The 21,032-nt window shown below is 52.7% G+C and carries 19 protein-coding genes; 7 read left to right on the forward strand and 12 right to left on the reverse strand.

Features of this window, described 5'->3' with window-relative positions; all coding sequences use genetic code 11:
* Positions 1 to 84 precede the first annotated feature (84 nt).
* Entirely contained in the window at positions 85 to 1,338 is a 1,254-nt protein-coding gene (gene waaA, locus Q0824_RS16400; RefSeq protein WP_298453285.1) for a lipid IV(A) 3-deoxy-D-manno-octulosonic acid transferase, read from the reverse strand.
* Positions 1,339 to 1,461: 123 nt separating this feature from the next.
* On the opposite strand from waaA, the gene lpxL reads away from it, so the two are divergent.
* Genes lpxL through Q0824_RS16415 form a run of 3 tightly spaced genes read left to right on the forward strand, consistent with a single transcriptional unit; the run spans position 1,462 to position 4,491 of the window.
* Positions 1,462 to 2,409, forward strand: a complete 948-nt coding sequence (gene lpxL / locus Q0824_RS16405; RefSeq protein WP_298453288.1) for an LpxL/LpxP family Kdo(2)-lipid IV(A) lauroyl/palmitoleoyl acyltransferase — start codon at positions 1,462 to 1,464, stop codon at positions 2,407 to 2,409.
* Positions 2,396 to 3,373 (forward strand): ELM1/GtrOC1 family putative glycosyltransferase, encoded by a 978-nt coding sequence (locus Q0824_RS16410; RefSeq protein WP_298453291.1) that lies wholly within the window; start codon positions 2,396 to 2,398, stop codon positions 3,371 to 3,373. Before lpxL ends, Q0824_RS16410 begins: the two co-directional genes overlap by 14 nt.
* Positions 3,370 to 4,491, forward strand: a complete 1,122-nt coding sequence (locus Q0824_RS16415; protein ID WP_298453293.1) for a glycosyltransferase family 4 protein — start codon at positions 3,370 to 3,372, stop codon at positions 4,489 to 4,491. Before Q0824_RS16410 ends, Q0824_RS16415 begins: the two co-directional genes overlap by 4 nt.
* A 1-nt stretch (position 4,492) precedes the next feature.
* On the opposite strand, the gene Q0824_RS16420 is transcribed toward Q0824_RS16415, so the two are convergent.
* A complete protein-coding gene (locus Q0824_RS16420; RefSeq protein ID WP_298453296.1) occupies positions 4,493 to 5,542 on the reverse strand; it encodes an ELM1/GtrOC1 family putative glycosyltransferase in 1,050 nt (349 codons plus the stop codon).
* Entirely contained in the window at positions 5,539 to 6,561 is a 1,023-nt protein-coding gene (locus Q0824_RS16425; RefSeq protein ID WP_298453298.1) for a glycosyltransferase, read from the reverse strand. The genes Q0824_RS16420 and Q0824_RS16425 overlap by 4 nt, the downstream gene beginning before the upstream one ends.
* 111 nt (positions 6,562 to 6,672) lie before the next feature.
* Here Q0824_RS16425 and Q0824_RS16430 point away from each other — a divergent pair, with 111 nt between their 5' ends.
* Both Q0824_RS16430 and Q0824_RS16435 read left to right on the forward strand, forming a co-directional pair.
* The gene (locus Q0824_RS16430) at positions 6,673 to 7,527 is read left to right on the forward strand and encodes a glycosyltransferase family 2 protein (protein WP_298453300.1); all 855 of its coding nucleotides are present in this window, start codon (positions 6,673 to 6,675) and stop codon (positions 7,525 to 7,527) included.
* On the forward strand, positions 7,524 to 8,852 hold the full coding sequence (locus tag Q0824_RS16435) for an O-antigen ligase family protein (protein ID WP_298453302.1): 1,329 nt from the start codon (positions 7,524 to 7,526) through the stop codon (positions 8,850 to 8,852). Before Q0824_RS16430 ends, Q0824_RS16435 begins: the two co-directional genes overlap by 4 nt.
* Here the strand turns inward: Q0824_RS16435 and Q0824_RS16440 are convergent.
* The 6 genes from Q0824_RS16440 to Q0824_RS16460 form a co-directional block, all read right to left on the reverse strand.
* Positions 8,841 to 9,554, reverse strand: coding sequence for a TcdA/TcdB catalytic glycosyltransferase domain-containing protein (locus tag Q0824_RS16440; protein WP_298453304.1), 714 nt, complete (start codon positions 9,552 to 9,554; stop codon positions 8,841 to 8,843). The genes Q0824_RS16435 and Q0824_RS16440 overlap by 12 nt on opposite strands.
* A 5-nt stretch (positions 9,555 to 9,559) precedes the next feature.
* Positions 9,560 to 10,300 (reverse strand): glycosyltransferase family 25 protein, encoded by a 741-nt coding sequence (locus Q0824_RS16445; protein WP_298453307.1) that lies wholly within the window; start codon positions 10,298 to 10,300, stop codon positions 9,560 to 9,562.
* Between the two features lie 66 nt (positions 10,301 to 10,366).
* On the reverse strand, positions 10,367 to 11,290 hold the full coding sequence (locus tag Q0824_RS16450) for a glycosyltransferase (protein ID WP_298453309.1): 924 nt from the start codon (positions 11,288 to 11,290) through the stop codon (positions 10,367 to 10,369).
* Positions 11,291 to 11,364: 74 nt separating this feature from the next.
* Positions 11,365 to 12,186: a glycosyltransferase family 25 protein gene (locus Q0824_RS17375; RefSeq protein WP_366521686.1), complete on the reverse strand. Its 822-nt coding sequence runs from the start codon at positions 12,184 to 12,186 to the stop codon at positions 11,365 to 11,367.
* Positions 12,179 to 13,156, reverse strand: coding sequence for a DUF6492 family protein (locus tag Q0824_RS16455; protein ID WP_298453311.1), 978 nt, complete (start codon positions 13,154 to 13,156; stop codon positions 12,179 to 12,181). Before Q0824_RS16455 ends, Q0824_RS17375 begins: the two co-directional genes overlap by 8 nt.
* Positions 13,153 to 14,043, reverse strand: coding sequence for a glycosyltransferase family A protein (locus Q0824_RS16460; RefSeq protein WP_298453313.1), 891 nt, complete (start codon positions 14,041 to 14,043; stop codon positions 13,153 to 13,155). The genes Q0824_RS16455 and Q0824_RS16460 overlap by 4 nt, the downstream gene beginning before the upstream one ends.
* Positions 14,044 to 14,247: 204 nt before the next feature.
* Between Q0824_RS16460 and Q0824_RS16465 the strand changes: the two genes are divergently transcribed.
* The gene (locus Q0824_RS16465) at positions 14,248 to 15,126 is read left to right on the forward strand and encodes a lysophospholipid acyltransferase family protein (protein ID WP_298453315.1); all 879 of its coding nucleotides are present in this window, start codon (positions 14,248 to 14,250) and stop codon (positions 15,124 to 15,126) included.
* Here the strand turns inward: Q0824_RS16465 and Q0824_RS16470 are convergent, their stop codons facing one another.
* From Q0824_RS16470 to glnE, 3 genes are all read right to left on the reverse strand, one after another.
* Entirely contained in the window at positions 15,127 to 15,792 is a 666-nt protein-coding gene (locus Q0824_RS16470; protein WP_298453317.1) for a 3-deoxy-D-manno-octulosonic acid kinase, read from the reverse strand.
* A 55-nt stretch (positions 15,793 to 15,847) separates the two neighbouring features.
* Positions 15,848 to 16,771 carry a branched-chain amino acid transaminase gene (locus tag Q0824_RS16475; protein WP_298453319.1) on the reverse strand — a complete coding sequence of 308 codons (924 nt, stop codon included), beginning with the start codon at positions 16,769 to 16,771 and terminating at the stop codon, positions 15,848 to 15,850.
* An 89-nt stretch (positions 16,772 to 16,860) separates the two neighbouring features.
* On the reverse strand, positions 16,861 to 19,764 hold the full coding sequence (gene glnE / locus Q0824_RS16480) for a bifunctional [glutamate--ammonia ligase]-adenylyl-L-tyrosine phosphorylase/[glutamate--ammonia-ligase] adenylyltransferase (RefSeq protein WP_298453321.1): 2,904 nt from the start codon (positions 19,762 to 19,764) through the stop codon (positions 16,861 to 16,863).
* Positions 19,765 to 19,842: 78 nt separating this feature from the next.
* Here glnE and Q0824_RS16485 point away from each other — a divergent pair, with 78 nt between their 5' ends.
* A complete protein-coding gene (locus Q0824_RS16485; protein ID WP_298453323.1) occupies positions 19,843 to 21,012 on the forward strand; it encodes a potassium channel family protein in 1,170 nt (389 codons plus the stop codon).
* The last annotated feature ends 20 nt before the right edge of the window (positions 21,013 to 21,032 follow it).

A 21,032-nucleotide genomic window follows, 5' to 3' on the forward strand; every position in this document is an offset into this window, starting at 1 on the left:
TTGCGCAGCTAGAACGAAGATCAAGACAGGGTGGGGAGTACGCCTCCCCACCCACAACGTGCGGGCTCCCCACGTCAATCCGATTTAAACCCGCTCGATAATCCCATCAACGACCCGATCCAATGCGCCCCTATTCTTGTTGACCACCGACAATGCGCGCTGGCCACTCGCTAGACGCTCGTCAGCATTACTGAACAGTGCGAGCAGGTGGCGAAACAGCTCATCAGCATCGCTAACCATGGTTACCCCACCATCATCAAGAAGCCGTTCGTAGATGGTTTCAAAATTGAACACATTATGCCCGGAAACAACGGGAATTCCCCAGCCTGCCGGCTCCAGGGGATTGTGTCCGCCACGCTCAATCAATGAGCCGCCCACAAATGCCACATCACTGGCGCCATAGAGCATCATCAGTTCACCCATGGTGTCGCCCAGATAAACCTGAGCACTCGAGGGCTCACCCCCCAAAGATCGACGCGCCAGAGAGAACCCCTGCTTGCTGATCAGCTCTGCAACAGACTCAAAGCGCTCAGGGTGGCGAGGCACGACAATCAATAGTGCATCGACCCTATGCTCCAAAAGTTGCTTGTGTGCCGCCAGCAGCTGGGCATCTTCACCTTCATGGGTGCTACCCGCAATCCATACAGGACGAACAGATAGACTGCTTTTCAGTACCCACGATGCTGCCCGCACTGAGTCAGGAATATCCACATCAAATTTTACGCTGCCAGTAACAGCCACTTTGGATGACGCAACTCCTATTCTTCGAAAACGCTCCGCATCCTTTTCAGCCTGCGCGGCCACCCAGCTGATACTGCGCATGATCGGCGCAACCAGGCGTTTGACGCGCTCATAACCCAGCGCAGAACGCTCGGAAAGCCGGGCGTTGATAAGGAAGACAGGAACCCCGCGGGACCGGCTCTGGCGAATCATATTCGGCCATATCTCCGTTTCCATAATAACCAGTATTCTGGGATTAACCCGGTTCAGGAAGCGCCGAATCGCGCCGGGTGTATCATAGGGGGCATAGGCATACTGCACCTGATCGCCAAACATTTTCATGGCCTGTGCCTGGCCGGTGTCGGTCATGGCAGTCATCAGGATAGTAATATTGGGATTGCGAGCGAGCAGTCTTCGCACCATGGGCGCAGCGGCAATGGTTTCACCTACCGACACCGCATGCACCCAAACAACCGTGCCGTTGGCTCGGGGCACAAAGCCCAAGCGCTGTTGCCAATTAATGCGGAGTTCGGGTGCTTGGCGGCCCTGCCACCACAGACGCAGAAGAATAAACGGCAACGCCAGGCGTATAAGTTGTGAATAGATAAGTTGAAGCACGCAGTACCCCCTGCAAATCAGTGCGGTATCATAGCGCAAACCCTGATAATTTGCTTCCGACTGACCATGCTGGGCAACATAGCCAAAGCAGCAACTCACTGAGCTAGCAGGACAGATTTTCAAGTGAAGAAAAAATACCGCAACCAGGCGCGAAATACAGACTACTCAGCCTATCGCCACCCCCGCTGGTGGCCGACCTGGATCGGAATTGCTGTTATGTGGTGCGCGGCCCAGCTTCCCATTCGCTTCCAGTGGTGGCTTGGCAAGTGCATAGGTCTTCTCGCATGGCGTTTTGCCAAGCGGCGGCGCCATATTGCCGAGGTCAATATAAGACTGTGCTTTCCTGAGCTCACGCAGGCACAACAAGGTGCGCTGGTTCGTAATAGTTTTATCGCAAACGGAATCGGCCTGATGGAGCTGGGCATAGCCTGGTTTCGGAACCCGGCAAAGCTTATGGGGATAACGGAAGTTCACGGAAAGGAGCATTTGGACAGCGCTTTGGCCAAAGGCAAAGGTGTGCTCTTGCTTGGCGGCCATTACAGCACCCTGGACCTAGGAGGTAGCCTGGTTACCGAGTACATTGAAGCAGACGTAATGCAGCGAGACCACAACAACCCACTGATGAATGCCATCATGACCCGCGCAAGGGAGCGCCGGTATGGGACAGCTCTGGGTGCACGGGATCTTCGCGGCCTGTTCCGCAGCCTTAAACAAAATCGCACTGTGTGGTACGCCACAGATCAGGACTATGGCCGCAAGGATATTGTTTTCGCGCCATTCTTTGGCATACCAACCGGCACTATCACGGCGACATCTCGTATCGCTGCGCGCAGCCACTGTAAGGTGGTTCCATTCAGCCACTTCCGGCGACAGGATAAACCCGGTTACGACATTTACTTTCACCCCCCGCTGGAGCCTTTTCCGGGCGGCGATGACATGCAGGATGCGACCGAGATCAACCAGATTCTCGAGCGCGAGATTCGGCGAGCGCCCGCCCAGTACCTCTGGATGCACCGCCGCTTCAAAACGCGGCCAGACATAAACGACCCAGGTTTTTATGGCGACAAATAGCACTCAAGCGGCACCTGTAATCTGGCTGCTCACAGACAATAAACCCGGGCACCGGAATCAGTTAAAGGGCCTTGGCAATCGGCTACGGGTAAAGGTTGGCGCAAGCCTGTTCTGGTTATCAGCGCCAGATATCCGTATTCCATTGTGGCGCGCCCTTTTGGCGATTCCGCCTGCGTTGGACAAGTCCCTCCCCCACCCTGACTTGATCATCGCAGCCGGCACAGGCACTCACAAACTGCTGCTGTCCTTGCGGCGGCTCAGGAACACCAAAACTCTGGTCATCATGAAACCCGGGTTCCCGCGCAGCTGGATTGACGGAGCCATCATTCCTGCCCATGATGGCATTGCACCTGACCGAGACACACTGATCACAGAAGGTGTCATTAACACAGTCACTCCCCTTGCCCGAATTACCGAAAAGCCCGAAGCCTTGTTGTTACTCGGCGGCCCGTCACCCCATTACAACTGGGACGATGACGTTGTTTTCGGGCAAGTTATAAATCTGATCGGAGAATACCCCCAATGGCGCTGGACGATCAGCGGTTCAAGAAGAACACCGCAAGCCCTCAGGGAGAGAGTGAGCGAGCTTGCCAGCCTCAAAATTACCGTAGCAGACCCTGACAAAACCCATGAAGACTGGCTAAACCACAACATTGCGGCATCCCGGGCCATCTGGGTAACACCTGACAGCATGTCCATGGCGTGTGAGGCTGCCACATCCGGCGTGCCAACCGGGTTGTTCCAGCTCCCGGAGCGTTCCGAAAGCCGTGTGGTCAAAGGCGTGCAACAATTGGTTGAAGCGGGCCATGTAGCACGCTGGAGCGATCATGCAACAGTGATGGGGGGCAAAACTGGCCAGGAAGAGCCTTTCTGGGAAGCAGACCGAGCGGCTCAATGGGTGATTGAGCGCTGGATTACCCCACGCACTGAAAAGCAGAAAAGATCAAAGAGGACGTCTCAGTGAGGATTCTCCAGGCATTACCGGCGCTCTACAGCGGCGGAGTAGAACGGGGAACTGTTGAGTTTGCGGCTGACCTTGTGCGGCACGGCCACGAATCCTATGTTGTATCAAGTGGCGGCCCTCTGGTGGAGCGCCTTGAGGAACAGGGCTCAACCCACGTCAAAATGCCCATTCATCGCAAATCACCTGCGTCTTTTGGGCAAATTCGCCCCATGCGAAACCTGATACGGGAGTTGCAACCAGACATTATCCACGTGCGCTCGCGCATGCCGGCCTGGATCGTGCGTTTGGCATGTAAAGGGTTGCCGGCGCGCCAGCAGCCACTGATTATTTCAACCTTCCACGGCATGTACTCCGTGAATCCCTACAGCGCCATCATGGCAAAATCCGATCATGTGATCGCAGTATCAAACTGTGTGCGCAGCTACATTACCGAAAACTATCAGGTGCCAGAGCAACAGTTGACCGTGATACAGCGCGGCGTGGATGTGGATTACTTTCAACAACGAGAGCTGAACGACGCATGGCGACAGGCACTGTTTACACAATTCCCACACCTTGAGAACAAACGGATTCTCATGATGCCGGGGCGGATTTCCCGCTGGAAGGGCCAGCTGCAGTTTCTTGAAGCCATGGCAGAAATCACCCGCGAACAGCCAGACTGCCACGGCATTATTGTTGGCGGTGCAGAGCCCGGCAAAGAGCGCTTCATGCAGGAACTTGAACAGCACCGCGCAAAGCTCGGGCTTACCGACAAGGTAACCTTCCTTGGGCAGCGGGATGATATGGCGGAACTCTATCTGCTCGCCGACCTGGTGTGCCATATGTCGACAAAGCCCGAGCCCTTCGGCCGCACAGTCACCGAAGCGCTATCCTCCGGCACGCCGGTAGTTGCGTTTAACCGTGGCGGTGCCGCAGAAACACTGCAGGCGTGTTTTCGGGATGGGCTTGTGACACCTGATGACACCCATGAGTTTGCCAGGGTGGCAGTAAGGCTGCTAAACAGCGAAACATCAGATATCGAAATTCCTTATCGGTTTCGGCTGCAAGCGCAGACGGAGGCTACACTGGAGGTTTACCAGAATCTCCTCGAAGCAAAAACCGGAATCAGCTCACACTAAATTACCGCGCACTAGATGCCAAAGAGTGTCGAAGTAAGCTGGGGATCTGCTGTTCCAGTCTTGAGAGCAAAAGATCTCGAGCATGATTATCGATATTGGCGTTGGCTGGCAAACTGGGCATGACCGCCCCTAACGTCCACAGCTTGCAATATCCTGCCAACTCAAACTGCTCAAGCGCTTTATGATGACGCTCAGGCGGCTTTCCATCCGCTGGCTTCAGAACAGTTGTCGGCTTTCGGCTCGCGATGGCTTCACTGATCATTGTCATGCTATCCGCAGTAACAAACACCGCATCTGACGCGTCCAAATAGCTATTCATTACCTTTCTCGGCGATTCACTCCACCAAACCGAATCCGCCAACACTGAAACCGGCAGAGCCTTCTTTAGTAACTGCTCACCAGCGCAGCCAGTGCGCCGGGAAGTCGTCACAAGCCACCGGCAATTATCGCGCTTGGACAAACCTTCAACCAAGCCACCAATCTGGCTCCATGTGGTTTCATCAAAAGAATAACCGGCACCATCACCACCGACAACAAGACTATAAAGTGGCTGCCTATTCTTCAGTTGCAGCCTATCTCTTAGCGCACCCCCATTCTCTGCCGGCTCGCTCGGATTCGTTGCTGTTGGAACCAGATCCATAACGATGTTGTGCGACTGCCCCGTTGGCTCGAGCGTCAGATGCGCCGAAAACTCACTCGAATGCAGCCTGCGGCCGGAGCCCAGAAAAATATTGGGCACAGACCACTTTCGAGCCAGTGCTACATTCAAAAACGACGTATTACCACCCGCGGACACAATCAGATCCGGGCGCGTAGTCTCAGAGCCGAGCATGCCAGAGTCATAGAAAACTGTACCAATGTGCGGGCCGACACGGTTGATTCTGAGCATATAGGGCAACAAAAGCCGAGACAGTGATCTGACACGCAATGCCACTGTTTGCTCGACGCAAACAAGCTCATAGCGCGTCGAAAGCCAATCCACCAGACCCCGCGCTTGGCTCACATGGCCAGGGACACCGTCCGATAGAATCAAAACCTTGAGCTTAGTCACGTTGTGCCCATCACTTCTCTGTAAATACCAATAGTTTCCGCAACCATGCTATCAAACGTAAGCGCTTGCTGAGCCCATAGAAAAACCGGACGCTGGCTCTGTCTGGCAACGTCAGGGTTCTCTGCCAGCCAGGTTAATTTGCAACTAAGCGCATCGATATTATTGCATTCAACCAGATAGTCTTGGGGTAGCACTTCTTCTGCACCCGGCACCCTGGTAGACAGCACAGGCAGGCCACTTAATAAAGCTTCAGCCAGAACATAGCTGAAGCCCTCCCGGTGAGATGCGAACACAAGAAGGTCCGCCGCTTGCATCATTCCCCGAACATCTGCCCGAAAACCAGCCAGCTTCACACATTGCTCAAGCCCCTGCCGACGAATAGTTGCCTCAAGCCTGGTTCGCTCGGGACCCTCCCCTACAATAACCAGCTGCCCATGACTGGGCCGCCATGCCAGAATCAGGTTATCAAATGCCTTGACTGGCACCAGCCTGCCAACCGCCAGCGAAATTCGCATATCCGGGTCTAAACCGAAGGTTTGCGCGAGAGTTGTTCGGTCCATTGAGGGACTGAAATAAGGCGTCATCCCATTGTAAACAACCCGCAGATCAGGATGATCAACGTTCGAAACTACACCTTTGCTTACTCCAATGACCGTGTTCATATGGGAGAACATTCTGGTGGAACGCTTGCGGCTATGAATGGAACCAATCCGATACCCTGGCACCACTGCTCGGACACGTGCCAGCATCTCAACCGCTTTGTTTGCTTGGGCATGGATAATGTCCGGTGCCTCCCGTCGCAAGATCAGAGCAAGCCGGGCCAACAAAACAGGATTGCGTCGCCCACCGCTAAGGTTGAGGGAAATAAACCTTACTGATGGCTCAAAACGGCCGCTGTATTTTGCATGGGCAATGGCAACAACCTCACAACCCTGCATCGCCAAACCATTGCAGAGTTCTGCAAAATGATTTTCCAGCCCGCCGTCGCCATCGCCGGCCATCACCTGACATATTTTCATCTGACAACCTCGTGTGTGTATTGACGCACTTCAGTTATACAACGGCACGCGATACACTTGCCCGGGATTTCCTGGGGCATCTTATACGCATTTCGATGTGAGACAATTTACATGAAGCTATCTGTCATCATAAGCACTTACAACTCCCCCCGTTGGCTGGAAAAAGTGCTTTGGGGCTACAGCGTACAATCTCACAAAGACTTCGAAATTATTATGGCAGACGATGGTTCGGGCGATGAAACCCGCGCACTGATTGACAAGATGCGCACAGAAACCGGCCTGACAATCAAGCATGTCTGGCAAACCGACGACGGTTTTCGCAAATGCCGAATTCTTAACAAAGCGGTTCTGGAAGCCAGCGCGGATTATCTGGTATTTACGGACGGTGACTGCATCCCCAGAAATGACTTTCTTGAAGTGCACGCCAGCGAAGCTGCACCCGGGAGATACCTGTCTGGTGGTTACCACAAGTTGCCAATGAGCACGAGCGAAGCCATTTCGAAAGACGACATTCTGACTGGCCGCTGTTTCGATCTGGGATGGCTTAAACAGCATGGGCTTAAAACAAGCTACAAGAACAGCAAGCTGGCTGCTAACCGCTGGCAGGCAAAAGTGTACAACACCCTGACACCAACCCGGTGCCGGTTTAAAGGATCAAATGGTTCCGCATGGAAGAAGGATGTTCTTGCAGTAAATGGCTTTGATGAAACCATGGCCTATGGCGGTGAAGACAGGGAGTTTGGTGTGAGGCTGATAAACAATGGCATCAAACCGAAGCACGTTCGTTATAACGCGATCGTGATTCATCTGGATCATAAAAGGGGGTATGTTGATCCCGTTTTAGTAAAAAAGAACAAAGATTTTCGACTTGGCGTTGAAGCAAATAAGATACTGACAACCCAAAATGGCATAGAACAGCTGCGCCCTTCTGCGAATATAGAAACCGATAAAGCATCCCAACTGTGACAGCCATCCAAGCATCCCCCAAAAAACGCATTCAAAAGCTTGAAGCCCCAAAGCCGTATCTTGAGCTCTTGATGCTCGCTTGCGTCGTATTGTTTATTCTTTTCAAGCGATCCTATCGCGATATCGGCGATGTTGCGCTGGGGCTCCTCGTTTTGGGTACTCTGTATCACGCGTTTAAAGCCGGTCAACACATGAAAACCGATGCTTATCCGCGCCTCTTTGTGATCTCGCTGATCGTACCAACCGCGTCGTGGCTGAACAGCACCCTGTTTATTCCTGAGCTCGCCCTGCCGACTCCCTCTCCTTTCAGCCTCTATACCTTTTTCATATTCTGGTTCCTGGCATACTGGATACAGGGCAATGAGCAGCGCATAGCATTGGTTCTGCTCGCCTACTGCTGTGGCGCGCTACTTTTATTCATAACAGCTCCCGCAGAGCTCGCAGAAGAGCTCAACCGCGCAGCTTCAGGTGCGAGGGTAAGTTTTGGACTACGAAACGCCCAACACACCTCGCTGATCGCGGCGTTTGGTCTCCTCGCATCTATTTTCATGATGCTTTCACGTACTCGCTTAAGCCGAAGATTGGAAATTATCAAGGCGCTGGTGTCTCTGCTATTCGTAACGATATTCATAGCGATCACAATAGCTGCACAGTCTCGCCAGGCATGGCTACCTATAGCTTTATGCTTGGGGCTAACACCCGCACTATTGAAAGCGACCGGGACTCTTCAGATTCGGATTGTCCCGATGATCGTCCTGTATGCATTACTCGGTATCATCGGCGCACTTGCTGCGAACCTCGACGTAGTGCAAAACCGTGCCACTGCTGAGAGTTCAACTCTTAGCAAAATTTCGCACGGCGACATCTCCGAAATACCCAATGACACAAGCATCGGGATACGAATTCATTCGTGGTTCGAAGCGAGTCACTGGATTGCAAAACGTCCAGTTTTTGGCAACGGAGAAGACATAAAGGAAGATGTAATCGTAGCGGCTGAAAGTCTTCCCGAGTGGGTCAGGGCAGAATTCAAACACCTCCACAGCTCCCACATTGAGACTCTTCTAAGCTATGGCATAGTGGGTGCGACGTTAATCTATTTTATTATTATCTTCCCTGTCGCCAGAATCATCAGAGAAAAGAAAGGGGCGGAAGGGGCTAAATGGGTAATATTTTCCATCTTCACCCTTATCATCTGGCTCACTATCAATACTTTCGAGTCATTTTTCTATATGTGGGATGGGATATACGTCTTTACAGTTTTTTACGGGGTCATCTACAGCTTTTCTTTCAGCGCTGAGAAACACGAGCACTTTTCATCCTCGTAGCCTCACCTGGAAAAAATACTTTTGCCATGTATAAAATCTCCCCCAGAAACCAAGGTGCTTGGCCTTCAAGAAAACCATTTTTCGAGACCTTTTCCAGCTGTGCTGATACCAATGCACGAGATAAGCATCAGCGGTGCACTCGAAAAAGATATCTTCACCTTGGTAAGGGTTAAAAAAGTGCCGAGGGAAGATCTTCGACGGTTCCAAATCACAAACGCTGTTGTCGATCAAAATCTCCGTGAAAATGTGGGGGCCGATATATAAAGGGGACGTCCATATTTCAGCCTCGTAGAAGGAGATTAACTCCGCCAGAATATTCGAATTTTTTTGTGCGAAAATAGCACATGTACCAATCCTCGAGTCAGCCTCATACCCCACCGCGAACATCAAATCCTGGAAAAGGGGGAAAGGATCCCTGCGTATTGTCACGTCTAGATCGAGATACAGCCCACCAAACTTTTGAAGTATTTTTAGTCGCAAATAGTCAGTAACAAACGCATACAGCCCTCGACGAAAACACTCGCGTGCAAACCGGCACCCCTCAATCCATTGAAGAATTTCCGTGTCCGACTCGGTCCACAACCTGTACTTGAAACCCTGCTTTCTCCAATCATCCACGCAAGCATGGCCAAGCGGCGACATCTTCTTACCCAGCCAAATTCCATGAATTATCTCGCTGGTGTTTTTTGCCTCTTGCTGCATTGATATCACCGCAACCGGAACTTCAGGTTATGAACCGTGCGCGCAACGGCTTCATTCAGATGCTTGGCCTTTCTGTAGAGCGTTACACGGAGATCACGTTTCGATTTCTGCTTCGCGTAACCGATCATGGAGTCAAATTCTTGGTCATTAGTCAGGCATGGCGGGTGCACACCATAGTTCTCCACACCATGCTTCCAGAACTCATCCATCTCCAAATCCACTGGCTGAGTCCATTCCCTGGCGTGCCGGAGAAACTTTTCAGCCCCGGTTGGGGTTAGATAATAACCTGTGGTGCTTTTGTGTCCTTTGGAGTATTTGAACACTTCAATACTGCCGATCTCAAATACGCGCTTCAGAGGTGTACTCTTCTTTCGCAAAGGAGAAAATAGCCTGACACACTCAAGATTCTCGGGGAGCTTTTCTGTGACATTTACAAAGGTGTCAAAGCGCTCCGGGAATAACAGTGCATCATCTTCAAGAACAATCATCGGACGCCCTGACTCTACGCACTGCTCCCAAATCAGATAGTGACTGGCGTAGCACCCAAGCTGTCCCGGAGACATGTCATCAGGCTCTTCTCGCCGACGTTTCATTGAGTTGTAATGGCGAAACAGGTCATGCCCCTTGCTTCCATTAACCGCATCAAAAAAAGAAAACTCGAGATCGAGGGATTGCAATTGCTGAGAGATTTTCTCTCGGCGCTCGAGAGCCGACGCTAGGCTTATGACGACAATTTGGGGGGGCATATTTAGTAAGAACCATTAGTTTGAATGTTTATCATCCCGTTTCTCGGGCGAACTCTGGTTGGCCGATTATTTCCGAATAATCGGCAGCCATCGCTTGAGAGCAACCTCAATATTATTGAGATGCTTGAGCATGCTCAAGCCCGTGAGCGGGTTATAGGTCCACGGCTTGGCAGGAGTCTCCCCCTTACAGTCCAGAAACTGCTCGGCGATGGGAGGCACATTCTCACTGGACGCCGCCAGAAAACGTGAAGCCTGCTCCTCCGTCCACATACGAAAGGGGTAAAAACCACACCTCTTACGCTTCTCCGCAAGCTTCAAGCCCAACGTTTTACTTTTACCACGATAAGCAGGAACCTCGGGCAACCACATTGCAAATGGCGCCCAGAGATACAACATAGGGCCGAAAGACGCCTTGGCCTGACTATCGTTTGCAGGCTCAGACTGGTGAAATTCCCAACCTGCTGCGAGCAAACGCGCAGGCTTAAACATAACCAGGTCGGAATAGTGAACCCCTGCACTTTGCCCCATATTCTTGCGCATGAAAACTGACGCATCAGGCCCCGACTCTGGAATCAGTGGTCGCTTTAACTGATCGACACCCCGAATAAAGCATGGATGAATGAACGCAACGTCCGGGTTCGATTCAAACAGCTTATCAAGCTCTATCACCTCATGCCCCAGTATGGGCCTTACCAACTGCGTATCGTCTTGAAGATAACAAAGAAGGTTTCGGTCTTTCAGCTTAACCAAGGCATTCTGCATGTTGTGGTACAACCCGCCATGCTTGATGCTGCCCTTTTTTTCCGGTAACACAACCTGGTGGCGGTCTTTAATGCCCGCAAGGAACTCAAGAGTTTGTGGGTCGTTGCTATCGTCGTCGAATATAACAATTTCGGGCTGATCAATGGCAGCCTCAATGGAGTCAATGCAGTTTTTCAGAAAGGCGCCGCGATTGAACGAGAAGATACAGAATGTGATGCTAGCTGACATAGTTATCCCTGTGAAATTCCAGTACCCACCGCGAAGGCATAAACATTGTCTTACTGAGGCAAAGCTGCTCTCAGCTAACGACTGAAGTCTTGGCGCCGTGCCTTTCCAGGCCTTGCTTTTATGAGGTACCAAAAGTTATGAACGATCCTGCCAAACTTTTGCCTAAGCATGTATGACCGCCACCTTATGTAGCTTCGGAGAGTTCGCTTCGCCTTCTGCTCCTCACCCCAAGGCATAAAAGACCCCTGTACAGGGTCGTGGGTAAGGCAGGGCGGATCTATGCCATGGCACTCAACCCCGTTGACCCAGAAATGATCCATTAATCGATCAACTGGTTCTGCCCAACTCTGACAATAAGCAATAAACTTTCCAGCAGCTGGGGGCGTTAGATAATAGCCTGTTGCACTAATGTGCCCCCGCAGATACTTGCCTAACTGAAGTGATCCTAACTCCGTGACTGGATAGTAGAGAGTATTCCGAGCTTTATTCTCAAATAGCCGGACACATTCCACGCTGTCTGGCAGCAGAGGAATCGACTGCAAGAACTCAGTGAACTGCGCAGGGAAAATTTGCGCATCGTCCTCAAGCACTATAACTGCCTGCCCCGATTCAACACACCGCTGCCAAATGAGAAAGTGACTCGCGAAGCAGCCCAACTGCCCATATGTAAGAGGCTTACCGCCGATCAACCTGACCCTCTCAGGGTCGTAGTGATCAAACAGCGCGTGACCGTCCTTCCCATCAACCGCATCGAAGAACTCAAACTCCAAATCAAGTGAGGCGAATTGAGTTTCAATGGCTGCCCTTCTCTCAGCTGCGCGCACGAGACTAACCACAAGAATCAAAGGATGCTGCCCTGCCCATTCAGCATGCTGGGAACATTTAACGTCAGTCATTCAGCCCGTCCTGTTTTGTAATCAGATTCATTAGCTGGCCAGACCAATTCTCAACCGACCATAACTTCCGCCCCGTACTTTGGGAATGAATAGTCACGAATTTTATAGCGGGGTCCTTGAAGCACAAAGCGACTTCGCGAGAAAGACGCTCTGCATCACTGGTATCGAAAATATATCGGATATGCTCTGTATCTGCCCAAACGACATTCTGACCATAGTCCGTCTGCCTACGAGCCAAGAATGCTTTGTAGGTTGCAAACTCAGACCAGCGGCGCGGGGGCTGCTTCAGTAGAACACTCCACCAGGGTTCACCATGCTCTGATTCAAGCCACTCAAACAACGCTCTCAGGGTTGGCACATGTATTATAAAAGGAGTGTCAAAATAATCGTTGATGCGGCCATTATCTTCAGGCTTTGCATGGACCAGATGACTCGCCTGATTCACCCAGTTCCGGACTTTTGAAATCAGCCTTTCTGGCGTGCCCCATGTGGCATAACAGGCGATGGCACTCCCTGCAGGCAAGAGCTCCGCTGGCGTTGCATCCGGGCAGACAACCACATCAGAATCGATAACAACCGCATAGTCACATTCAGACTCCGCCGCTAGCTTGAGTTTACATATCTGCTGGGTGTGCCAGCCGGTGTAATGCGGCCAGGACGGCACGCCGATTTTTCTGGACAAGCTTCCGGCTATGCGGGTGACATGGCGCCCGAGCATTCGTTCATAAGCCCGCGCCTTCAGCCGCTTTTGCTCTAGTGCTGCAGGTAGGACGTCGGCTGTACTGAGCATAGTAAGAGAGCCGCCCCCGAAACCGCTGAAGGCATGCCTATCCTCTGCCTGAACAACGGTTGCATGCGGAATATCCCGCAACCCTGAGCGCTCTATGGAGGCTCGTAACAGCCTGTAGTGCTCAAGATCGCCAGACCAAGTGGGCGTTATAAGAATGAATGACGGCGCTGCATCCATCATTTCGCGCCCCTATCCCGCCGCCGCGACTGCCAAACCCGCAACCAGGTTCTAAGCCGACTGCGGGTTTCACTGCCGCTGTAGCGTCCTTTCGCAACATGCCGGATCCGGAATACACCCGGAATCGAAATCGGCTCACCCTGGCTACGCAACAACCAGCGGAACGCCCGATCTTCATGGCATTTTGCAAAGCTCTCTACCGGCTGCTGATAGAGCCCAATGTTGCGGCAATAGCCGACAGCTCTGCAAACGTCACCATGGGCGATCTGTAGTGGCCCAGTCGCCTTGGATATATGCCGTGATGTAAACGATGAGGTATCGATATCGAGCACTTGTGGCTCAGAGGAACCCGCCTGGAGCATGGGGTTGTTCTCCGCCAGCAAGTCCGTTGTTCGTTCGATTTCCGGGAATAATAATGCGTTCTGGCGCCCCTGCAACGCCTCTGCCAAGGCATCCAGACAGTTGTCACGAAACATCAGGTCGCAATCAGTAAACCAGACCCAGTCAGCCTTTGTTGCCAGGGCGGCGCGGTTGCGACCAATACCGCGACGAAAAAGCTGCTGTTTTGGAATTGGTTGCCAGTTCCAGCTAACACCCGGAACCACCTGTTGACCAAAAAAATCCAACAGTGCTTTTGTTTTAGCATCTTCCGGGCTGTAAAAAACGGTCATCGTCACATCAAGCTTCTCAGGCGGAAAAAGCACCACAGAGCTAAGCTGATAAACAAGGAAATGTGAGTAGTTCCAGCAGTGGCTGACAACTTCAACACTCAGGTGCCCCGTGCGGGCAGCGCGATCCTTTTCTGGCGGTAGATTGGGTTCAAACCATGCGGCCGGTATCCAGCCACCTGCCGCAAACCGATAAAAAGCCAGTACGATCAAATTCCACATAGTTGCTGCCCGAGTCGCGCCTGATTCTTGCGCCCGACTGAAGGGGTGGATTTCCTCCGGGCGTCATTCCTTAAAGCGGCAAATTCTAACATGGCGCGGTCTCAAATACAGGAAACCATCTGTTAACCAAACAGCCCCCAACTTGTACGTACCAGATGACAGTGGTACTTTTCCGATCTGCATCCCGCTGATTGGATTTTTCTTGTGTCCGGCAAACTCATCGCTCTGGCTTTCCGTTTACTATCCCTGCTCAGCCTCCGCTCGGCGCAACGCATTGGCCGTTTTCTCGGCGGCTTAGTTTGGAGATTGGGTGGTCGTTCTGTAGAAACCACCCGCAAAAATTTGCTCGCCTGTTATCCAGATCTTACAGATGCGGAACGGGAACACCTGGGTCGCCAGAGCCTTCGCGAAACCGGTGCCACAGCGATGGAGATTCCTTTAATGTGGGAGTGGCCGGTTGAACGCTGTTTGGGTCTGATAAAGGAAATTGAAGGCGAAGACCTGCTTGATGGCTACAAGGCAGACGGCAAAGGCTTACTCCTGCTTGCGCCACACTTGGGCAACTGGGAACTTGCAGGTTTGTTCTTTGCTTCCCGCTATAAAATGGCAGCCCTTTACAGCCCGCCTAACCGCCAAGAGTTTGAAACCTACATCAAGAATGTCAGAAGTCGCAGCGGTTCTGAACTGGTCGCGACGGATCGGCGAGGCATCATCCGCCTTTTTACCATTTTGCGGGAGGGTGGAGTCGTAGGCATACTGCCAGATCAGACCCCAAGGCTGGAGGGCGGTGAGTTCGCACCATTTTATGGCATCCCCACAGCCACAATGACGCTCTCGTCAAAACTGATTCATAAAACGGGCGCGCAGCCGCTGATCACCTTTGCCCAGAGACTACCCAACGGCGAAGGGTTCAAGATTGTCATCAAGAAAGCGGACGAAGGTATGACGTCGAAAGATATACCTGAATCGCTTGCCGCGCTGAACCGTTCAGTGGAGCAATGTATTGAAATGGCGCCGGAACAGTATCAGTGGGAGTACAAACGCTTTCGCCGAACGGCACCAGGGGAAACACCGGTTTACTAATCAGTCTTCCCGGTAACCCTTCATAAATCTCTGCCAGAATTGCTCTCGCAGTTTGTCATCCAGTTGCCCCAGGCACTTCTTTGTTGACCGCTCAAGGCGACTGATGTTGCTTTCTTTCCACCCGTCTCCAGCCTGTTCTGGCATGATGCGCCCCCGGTCAAAATCAATCAGGTAGATTTGATCCGCAACCAGAATGTTCATGCAGTTCAAATCCGCATGGTTCACGCTGGCGTTGTGAAACCGGCGCACACAGGCACCTGCCGCCTGCCAGATTTCTCCGCTCGACGCGTCAACATACTCAGAGATCGGCTTTGCACCAGGAATCCGACGAATAATCAGTGATGCACTATAGAATAGAGGCCCATGCAACCGGTAGCCTGCAGCAATAGGCTCAGGTACGGGCAAACCTTCATCGAGAAGCTGATTCAACAAGCGGAATTCGGCGAACGATCGAACGGCATCCACGCTGGTGAATACATAACTTCGTCGAATAAAACGACCCGGCAAGCCTCCGCGACAAAAGTGTCGCAATACAGCCTCGCCAAACGACCCTTCAACAAACCAGGCAGCGCCTCGGCCACCCTGGGTGATCAAAACTGCCTGCCCACCCCAGAAATCCGGGTCGAACCACTCTTCCCGGAAACTCTCTTTAACGGCTGAAGACACCAGATAACCTCCAGTGCCTCCAATATGCTTGACGCAGCTCGCCCCCACAGGGGAATTACCCTGCGTGCGTCAGCCAGTCGCTATGCTGCGGCAGTTTTCCTTTCACCGCATCAAAATACATAGCCTGCAATTTCTCGGTTACCGGTCCGCGCTTGCCAGCGCCAATAGCACGACCGTCCAGCTCACGAATTGGCAGCACTTCAGCTGCGGTACCAGTAAAGAAGGCTTCGTCGGCAACATACACTTCATCGCGAGTAATACGACGCTCTTTCACCGGAATGTTCAACTCGGCGGCAAAATCCAGAATGGTTTGGCGGGTAATGCCTTCCAGGCAAGAAGTCAGCTCTGGTGTGTGCAGAATCCCATTGCGCATGATAAAGATGTTTTCGCCCGAACCCTCAGCCACATAACCTTCGTTATCGAGCAACAGCGCTTCTTCACAGCCACTGGCAATCGCTTCGTTCAACGCCAGCATGGAGTTGATGTAGTTGCCGTTTGCCTTCGCCTTGCACATGGTGATGTTAACGTGGTGGCGAGTGTATGAAGAGGTGCGCACCTTGATGCCAACTTCCTTGGCTTCTGGCGACATGTACGAAGGCCAACTCCAGGCCGCAACCATTACATGAACCTTCAGGTTATCCGCACGCAGACCCATGCCTTCAGAGCCCAAAAACACCATCGGGCGCAGGTAGGCTTCATCAAGGTTATTCTCACGAACCGCTGCAAGTTGAGCTGCGTTCAGCTCTTCTTTGCTGAACGGCATCTTCATGTTCAGAATATGGGCAGAGCGGAATAGACGATCGGTATGGTCCTGCAGGCGAAAAATAGCCGGGCCATTCGCAGTGTTGTAAGCGCGCACCCCTTCAAAACAGCCCAAGCCGTAGTGCAGAGTGTGGGTCAGGACGTGGGTTTTGGCTTCACGCCAGGGGACCATTTCACCATCCAGCCAGATAACGCCATCGCGATCAGCCATCGACATGCTTCGTTGCTCCTAAAAAAGCGGTTTTTGGAAACCTAGTGTAGCTTGGCATTCTATCAGGAAATTTTGGCGAAACGACACCAGGCTTGCTACACCAACATGATTTTCTTCCAGACGGACTGAATGTATCGCCGCTCGCCTGTGAACGCATCACTCGCCACCTGGCTATTAAGATTTTGCAGCGCTCGTCGGTGAATGCTGGATCGTAAGGCGATATAGGCCTCACGCAGCTTCTCCGCATCGCCCACCGGCAACACCCCAGCCCGACCCAGCTCCTCCATTTGCCGGATGTTGTCAGACCACTGAGTCAGCTCCGGGTGCGCCTCACTCCAGGCCAGCATCAGGTACTGCACCATGAATTCCATATCCACAATGCCGCCGGCATCGTGTTTTATGTGGAAGGTCTCTTCCCGCAGGCTTTCTGGGGTACCCAGATTGCTGCGCATTTTCTCGCGCATCTCCAGCACTTCCTGGCGCAGGGAATCCTTGTCACGTTTCTGGCAAAGTATGTTGTGTCGAACCGTCTCAAACGCTGCAATTGTTTGCTTGCTCCCTGCAACGCCGCGGGCCCGAGCCAAGGCTTGATGCTCCCACGTCCAGGCGTCGTTGCGCTGGTACTTTTCAAATGCACTCAGGGTACTCACCAACAACCCCGAATTACCCGATGGTCGCAGCCGCATATCGACCTCATACAACTGGCCCGAAGGGGTTTGCGCATTCAGGATATGAACAATGCGCTGGCCCAGGCGAGTATAGAACACCACGTTATCAATGGGTTTATCGCCATCCGTTGTTAGCTCTGGGTCTGCAGTGTGAACAAACACCAGGTCAAGATCCGAGGTGTAGCCCAGCTCGATGCCACCGAGCTTTCCGTAGCCGATCACCGCAAAGTCCGTGCCGCCGCTTGCCCCTTCAGCTTGCCCGGGATACCCATGGCGGGCGACCAGATTGGCGAAAGCAACGTCGACCACGTGATCAAGCACCACTTCCGCAATCCAGGTGAGATAGTCACTTACCTTCATGAGAGGCAAGGTGCCCTTTAGCTCGGAGGCCGCAACGCGGAGGGTGTGGGCCTTTTTAAAGTGGCGCAGCGACTCCATCTGGTTTTCCAGATCATCATAGGAAATCCGCAGCATTTGCTGGCGCAGGTCATCCTGCAACTCTTCTCGCGCCGGCGGGCTGTATAGGCTTTCAGCGTTAAGCAACTCATCCAACAGCAAAGGGGTTTCAGCCAACTGCCGTGCAATCCAGGGGCTGTCGCTACACAGGCTTACCAGTTGCGCGCGGGCTCCGGGGTTTTCCAGCAATAAAACCATGTAGGCCGTTCGGCGCAAAATCGCTTCAACCAAAAGCAAAACACGGGACAAGGTTTCTGAGGGTTTCTCCACTTCGGATAACGCTTCCAGAAGCACCGGCATAAACTGGTTCAGTCGCTTACGCCCCTGCGTCTGCATAGTCTGAACAGTGCGACTGTCACGCAAACTGGCGAGTAGACCAAGACTGCCCGCTGGATCTTCGTAGCCGTGTTGTTCCAGCCACTCGATATCTGAAGCCTCATCAACTTCCGCCAGCCAAAGTTCACACCAGCCTTCATCCAGGGATGACTGGGCACTGTCTTCGCTTTCTTCTGTCGCAATAATGTTAGCAAAGTGGGTTGTTACATTTTCTCGGTGCAGTGCCAAAGCATGCTGGCAGCGTGGCCAATCGTCGAAGCCCATGATCAGTGCAATGCGCGCTCTTGAAATATCATCCTCAGGCAATAGCTGGGTTTGTTTATCCTCCATGCCCTGCAGGGCATGCTCAAGGTTGCGAAGAAAAACATAGGCTTCGCGAAGCTCATTGACCACCTGCGAAGGCAATAGCTCCAACTCCTCCAGCTCTTTCAGAATAACCAGCAATTCACGCTGCTGAAGCTCTCTGTCGCGGCCACCTCGAATGAGCTGGAACGCCTGAACCACAAACTCGATTTCCCGAATGCCACCACTACCAAGCTTGATGTTGTTCTCAAGCCCCTGCCTGCGCACCTCGCGGCCAATCATCGCTTTCATACTGCGCAGGGATTCAAACGCGCTGAAATCAATGTAACGGCGATACACAAAGGGCCGGAGGCTTTCCATCAGAACTTCCCCAGCCTTCCGATCACCCGCTACCACACGGGACTTGACCATGGCGTAACGCTCCCAGTCTCGCCCCTGATCCTGATAGTAGGTTTCCAGTGCGGCGAAACTCAGTGCAAGCGCACCACTTTGCCCATAAGGGCGTAGGCGCATGTCCACACGGAACACAAAGCCATCAGCGGTGATCTGATCCAGCGCCTGAATCAAACGCTGCCCAAGCCGGATGAAAAACTGCTGGTTGTCCAATGAGCGCCGACCACCCCGGGTTTCGCCTTTGCTGGGAAAGGCAAAAATCAGATCTATATCTGAAGACACATTCAACTCACGACCGCCCAGCTTGCCCATGCCGATAACAATCAAGGATTGGGGCGCCTCCGCACCTGTCACCGGATCTACTCCCCAAGGGGTGCCATACTGCTCACAAGCGGCTTCGTTCAGCCAGTCCAGCGCACCCTGAATGCACACTTCGGCAAATGCACTGGTCGCTGCCATGGTTTCCGCCAGATCAGCCCAACGCAGCAAATCCCGCCAGATGATGCGGAACTGCGTCTCCCGGCGAAAACGACGCAACGCCACATGCAATTCTGGCTCATCCATTACGTCCAAAAGGTATTCGCGACAGCGCGCCTGAAGATACTCTGGCGTGGTTGGCTCACTCAGCAGCCTTGATTCCAACAGAGCGCGCACCTGCGCGGGGTGTCGCTCAAGGGTTTGCCGCAAAAACAGGCTCCGGGCGATAGCCTGAGCGATCACCTCTTTCGAGATGCCGGAATCCGCCAGCAGCCTGCCTGGCAAACCTTCCGAAAAAACCGATGCCCAACTGGCAGAAACATCATCCGCCAACGGCAAAGGAAGGCAATTCCATGGCTCGGACATAATGCAAACCCCTGTCTCTCTGTTATATTTCCGTTACTGTATAACGAACTAACCCGAGACTGAACAGGCCAACACCGGATGCTAAGAAACCGCTTCCCCCTCAACGCGGAACATGAGAAAAGCAAAATCCCCATGGGCGGGCTTATCCGGAAGCGGGCAAAAAACCTGTTTATGGTTCTGATCGCACTGCTGACTACCCACATACTGATAATCTGGGCAGTAGAAGAGCTGACTTTGTTCGAGTCGCTTTGGATGACGATGACTACCATTGCGACCGTAGGCTATGGCGACTATGCACCCGTAACCTACATAGGCCGCATCAGCACCATTTTGTTCATCTTCGTGGGCGCTATTACCTTAATGACGCTGATTGTCAGCGATTTTATCGAGTACCGGTTCTACCGCCGGGAACGCATTCTCACCGGACGCTGGATCTATAAAATGAACAACCACATAGTCATTATCAATACCCCGAAACACGGCGGCACAACCTACTTCATGCGCTTTGCAACGCAAATTCGGGCCGTACAGGGCTATGAAAGCATTCCGATCATGCTACTTACCCGGGAATTCCCAAGCGGGCTACCCGCCGAGCTGTCCGATTTAGGCATCGTTCACTACCATGGCTCTGGGTTCGATCCGGAAGCACTGAAGGCTGTGCACGCAGGCAGTGCCCAGTACATTGTTGTCTTGGCTGCCGACGAATCTGACCCTCACTCAGACAGCCTCACTTTCGACATATCCCACCGCCTTGGCGAGCTCAATCTGGGCCAGAAAACAACCGTAGAGTGCGTTACAGACGCCAACCGCAGCCGCTACAAAGAGCTTGGCGTTCGCGCCGTTATTCGCCCGGTTCGCACCTACCCTGAGATCATGGTGCGCTCTGTAGTGGCTCCGGGATCAGAAAAAGTTCTGGAGGACATGTTCAACTACGAGCAAGACCACCCACACCGCTACGACCTGGAACTGGATGATCTTAACTGGGCCGATATTGTCAGCGCGCTGATACGCCACGGCATAGGCACTGCGCTGGCTTATATCAACCACGATGACGAAGTTATATGCCATCCTGCCATATCGGAAGAGATTGAGGGCAAAGGCCTTATCGTGCTGGTCAAATCCAGCGACACGCCAGATCTGGAGGTGGTTAAAGAGGCTCTGGAGCGCTATCGCAAGTTTATGGAAAAATGGAGAAACATGCAGGAAGATGCGACCATAACCAATACTTCAAACCCTACTACTCACTGAGAAATTTTCCCAGGCATCGT

This window comes from uncultured Marinobacter sp. (assembly GCF_947488835.1).
Classification (GTDB): Bacteria; Pseudomonadota; Gammaproteobacteria; order Pseudomonadales; family Oleiphilaceae; genus Marinobacter.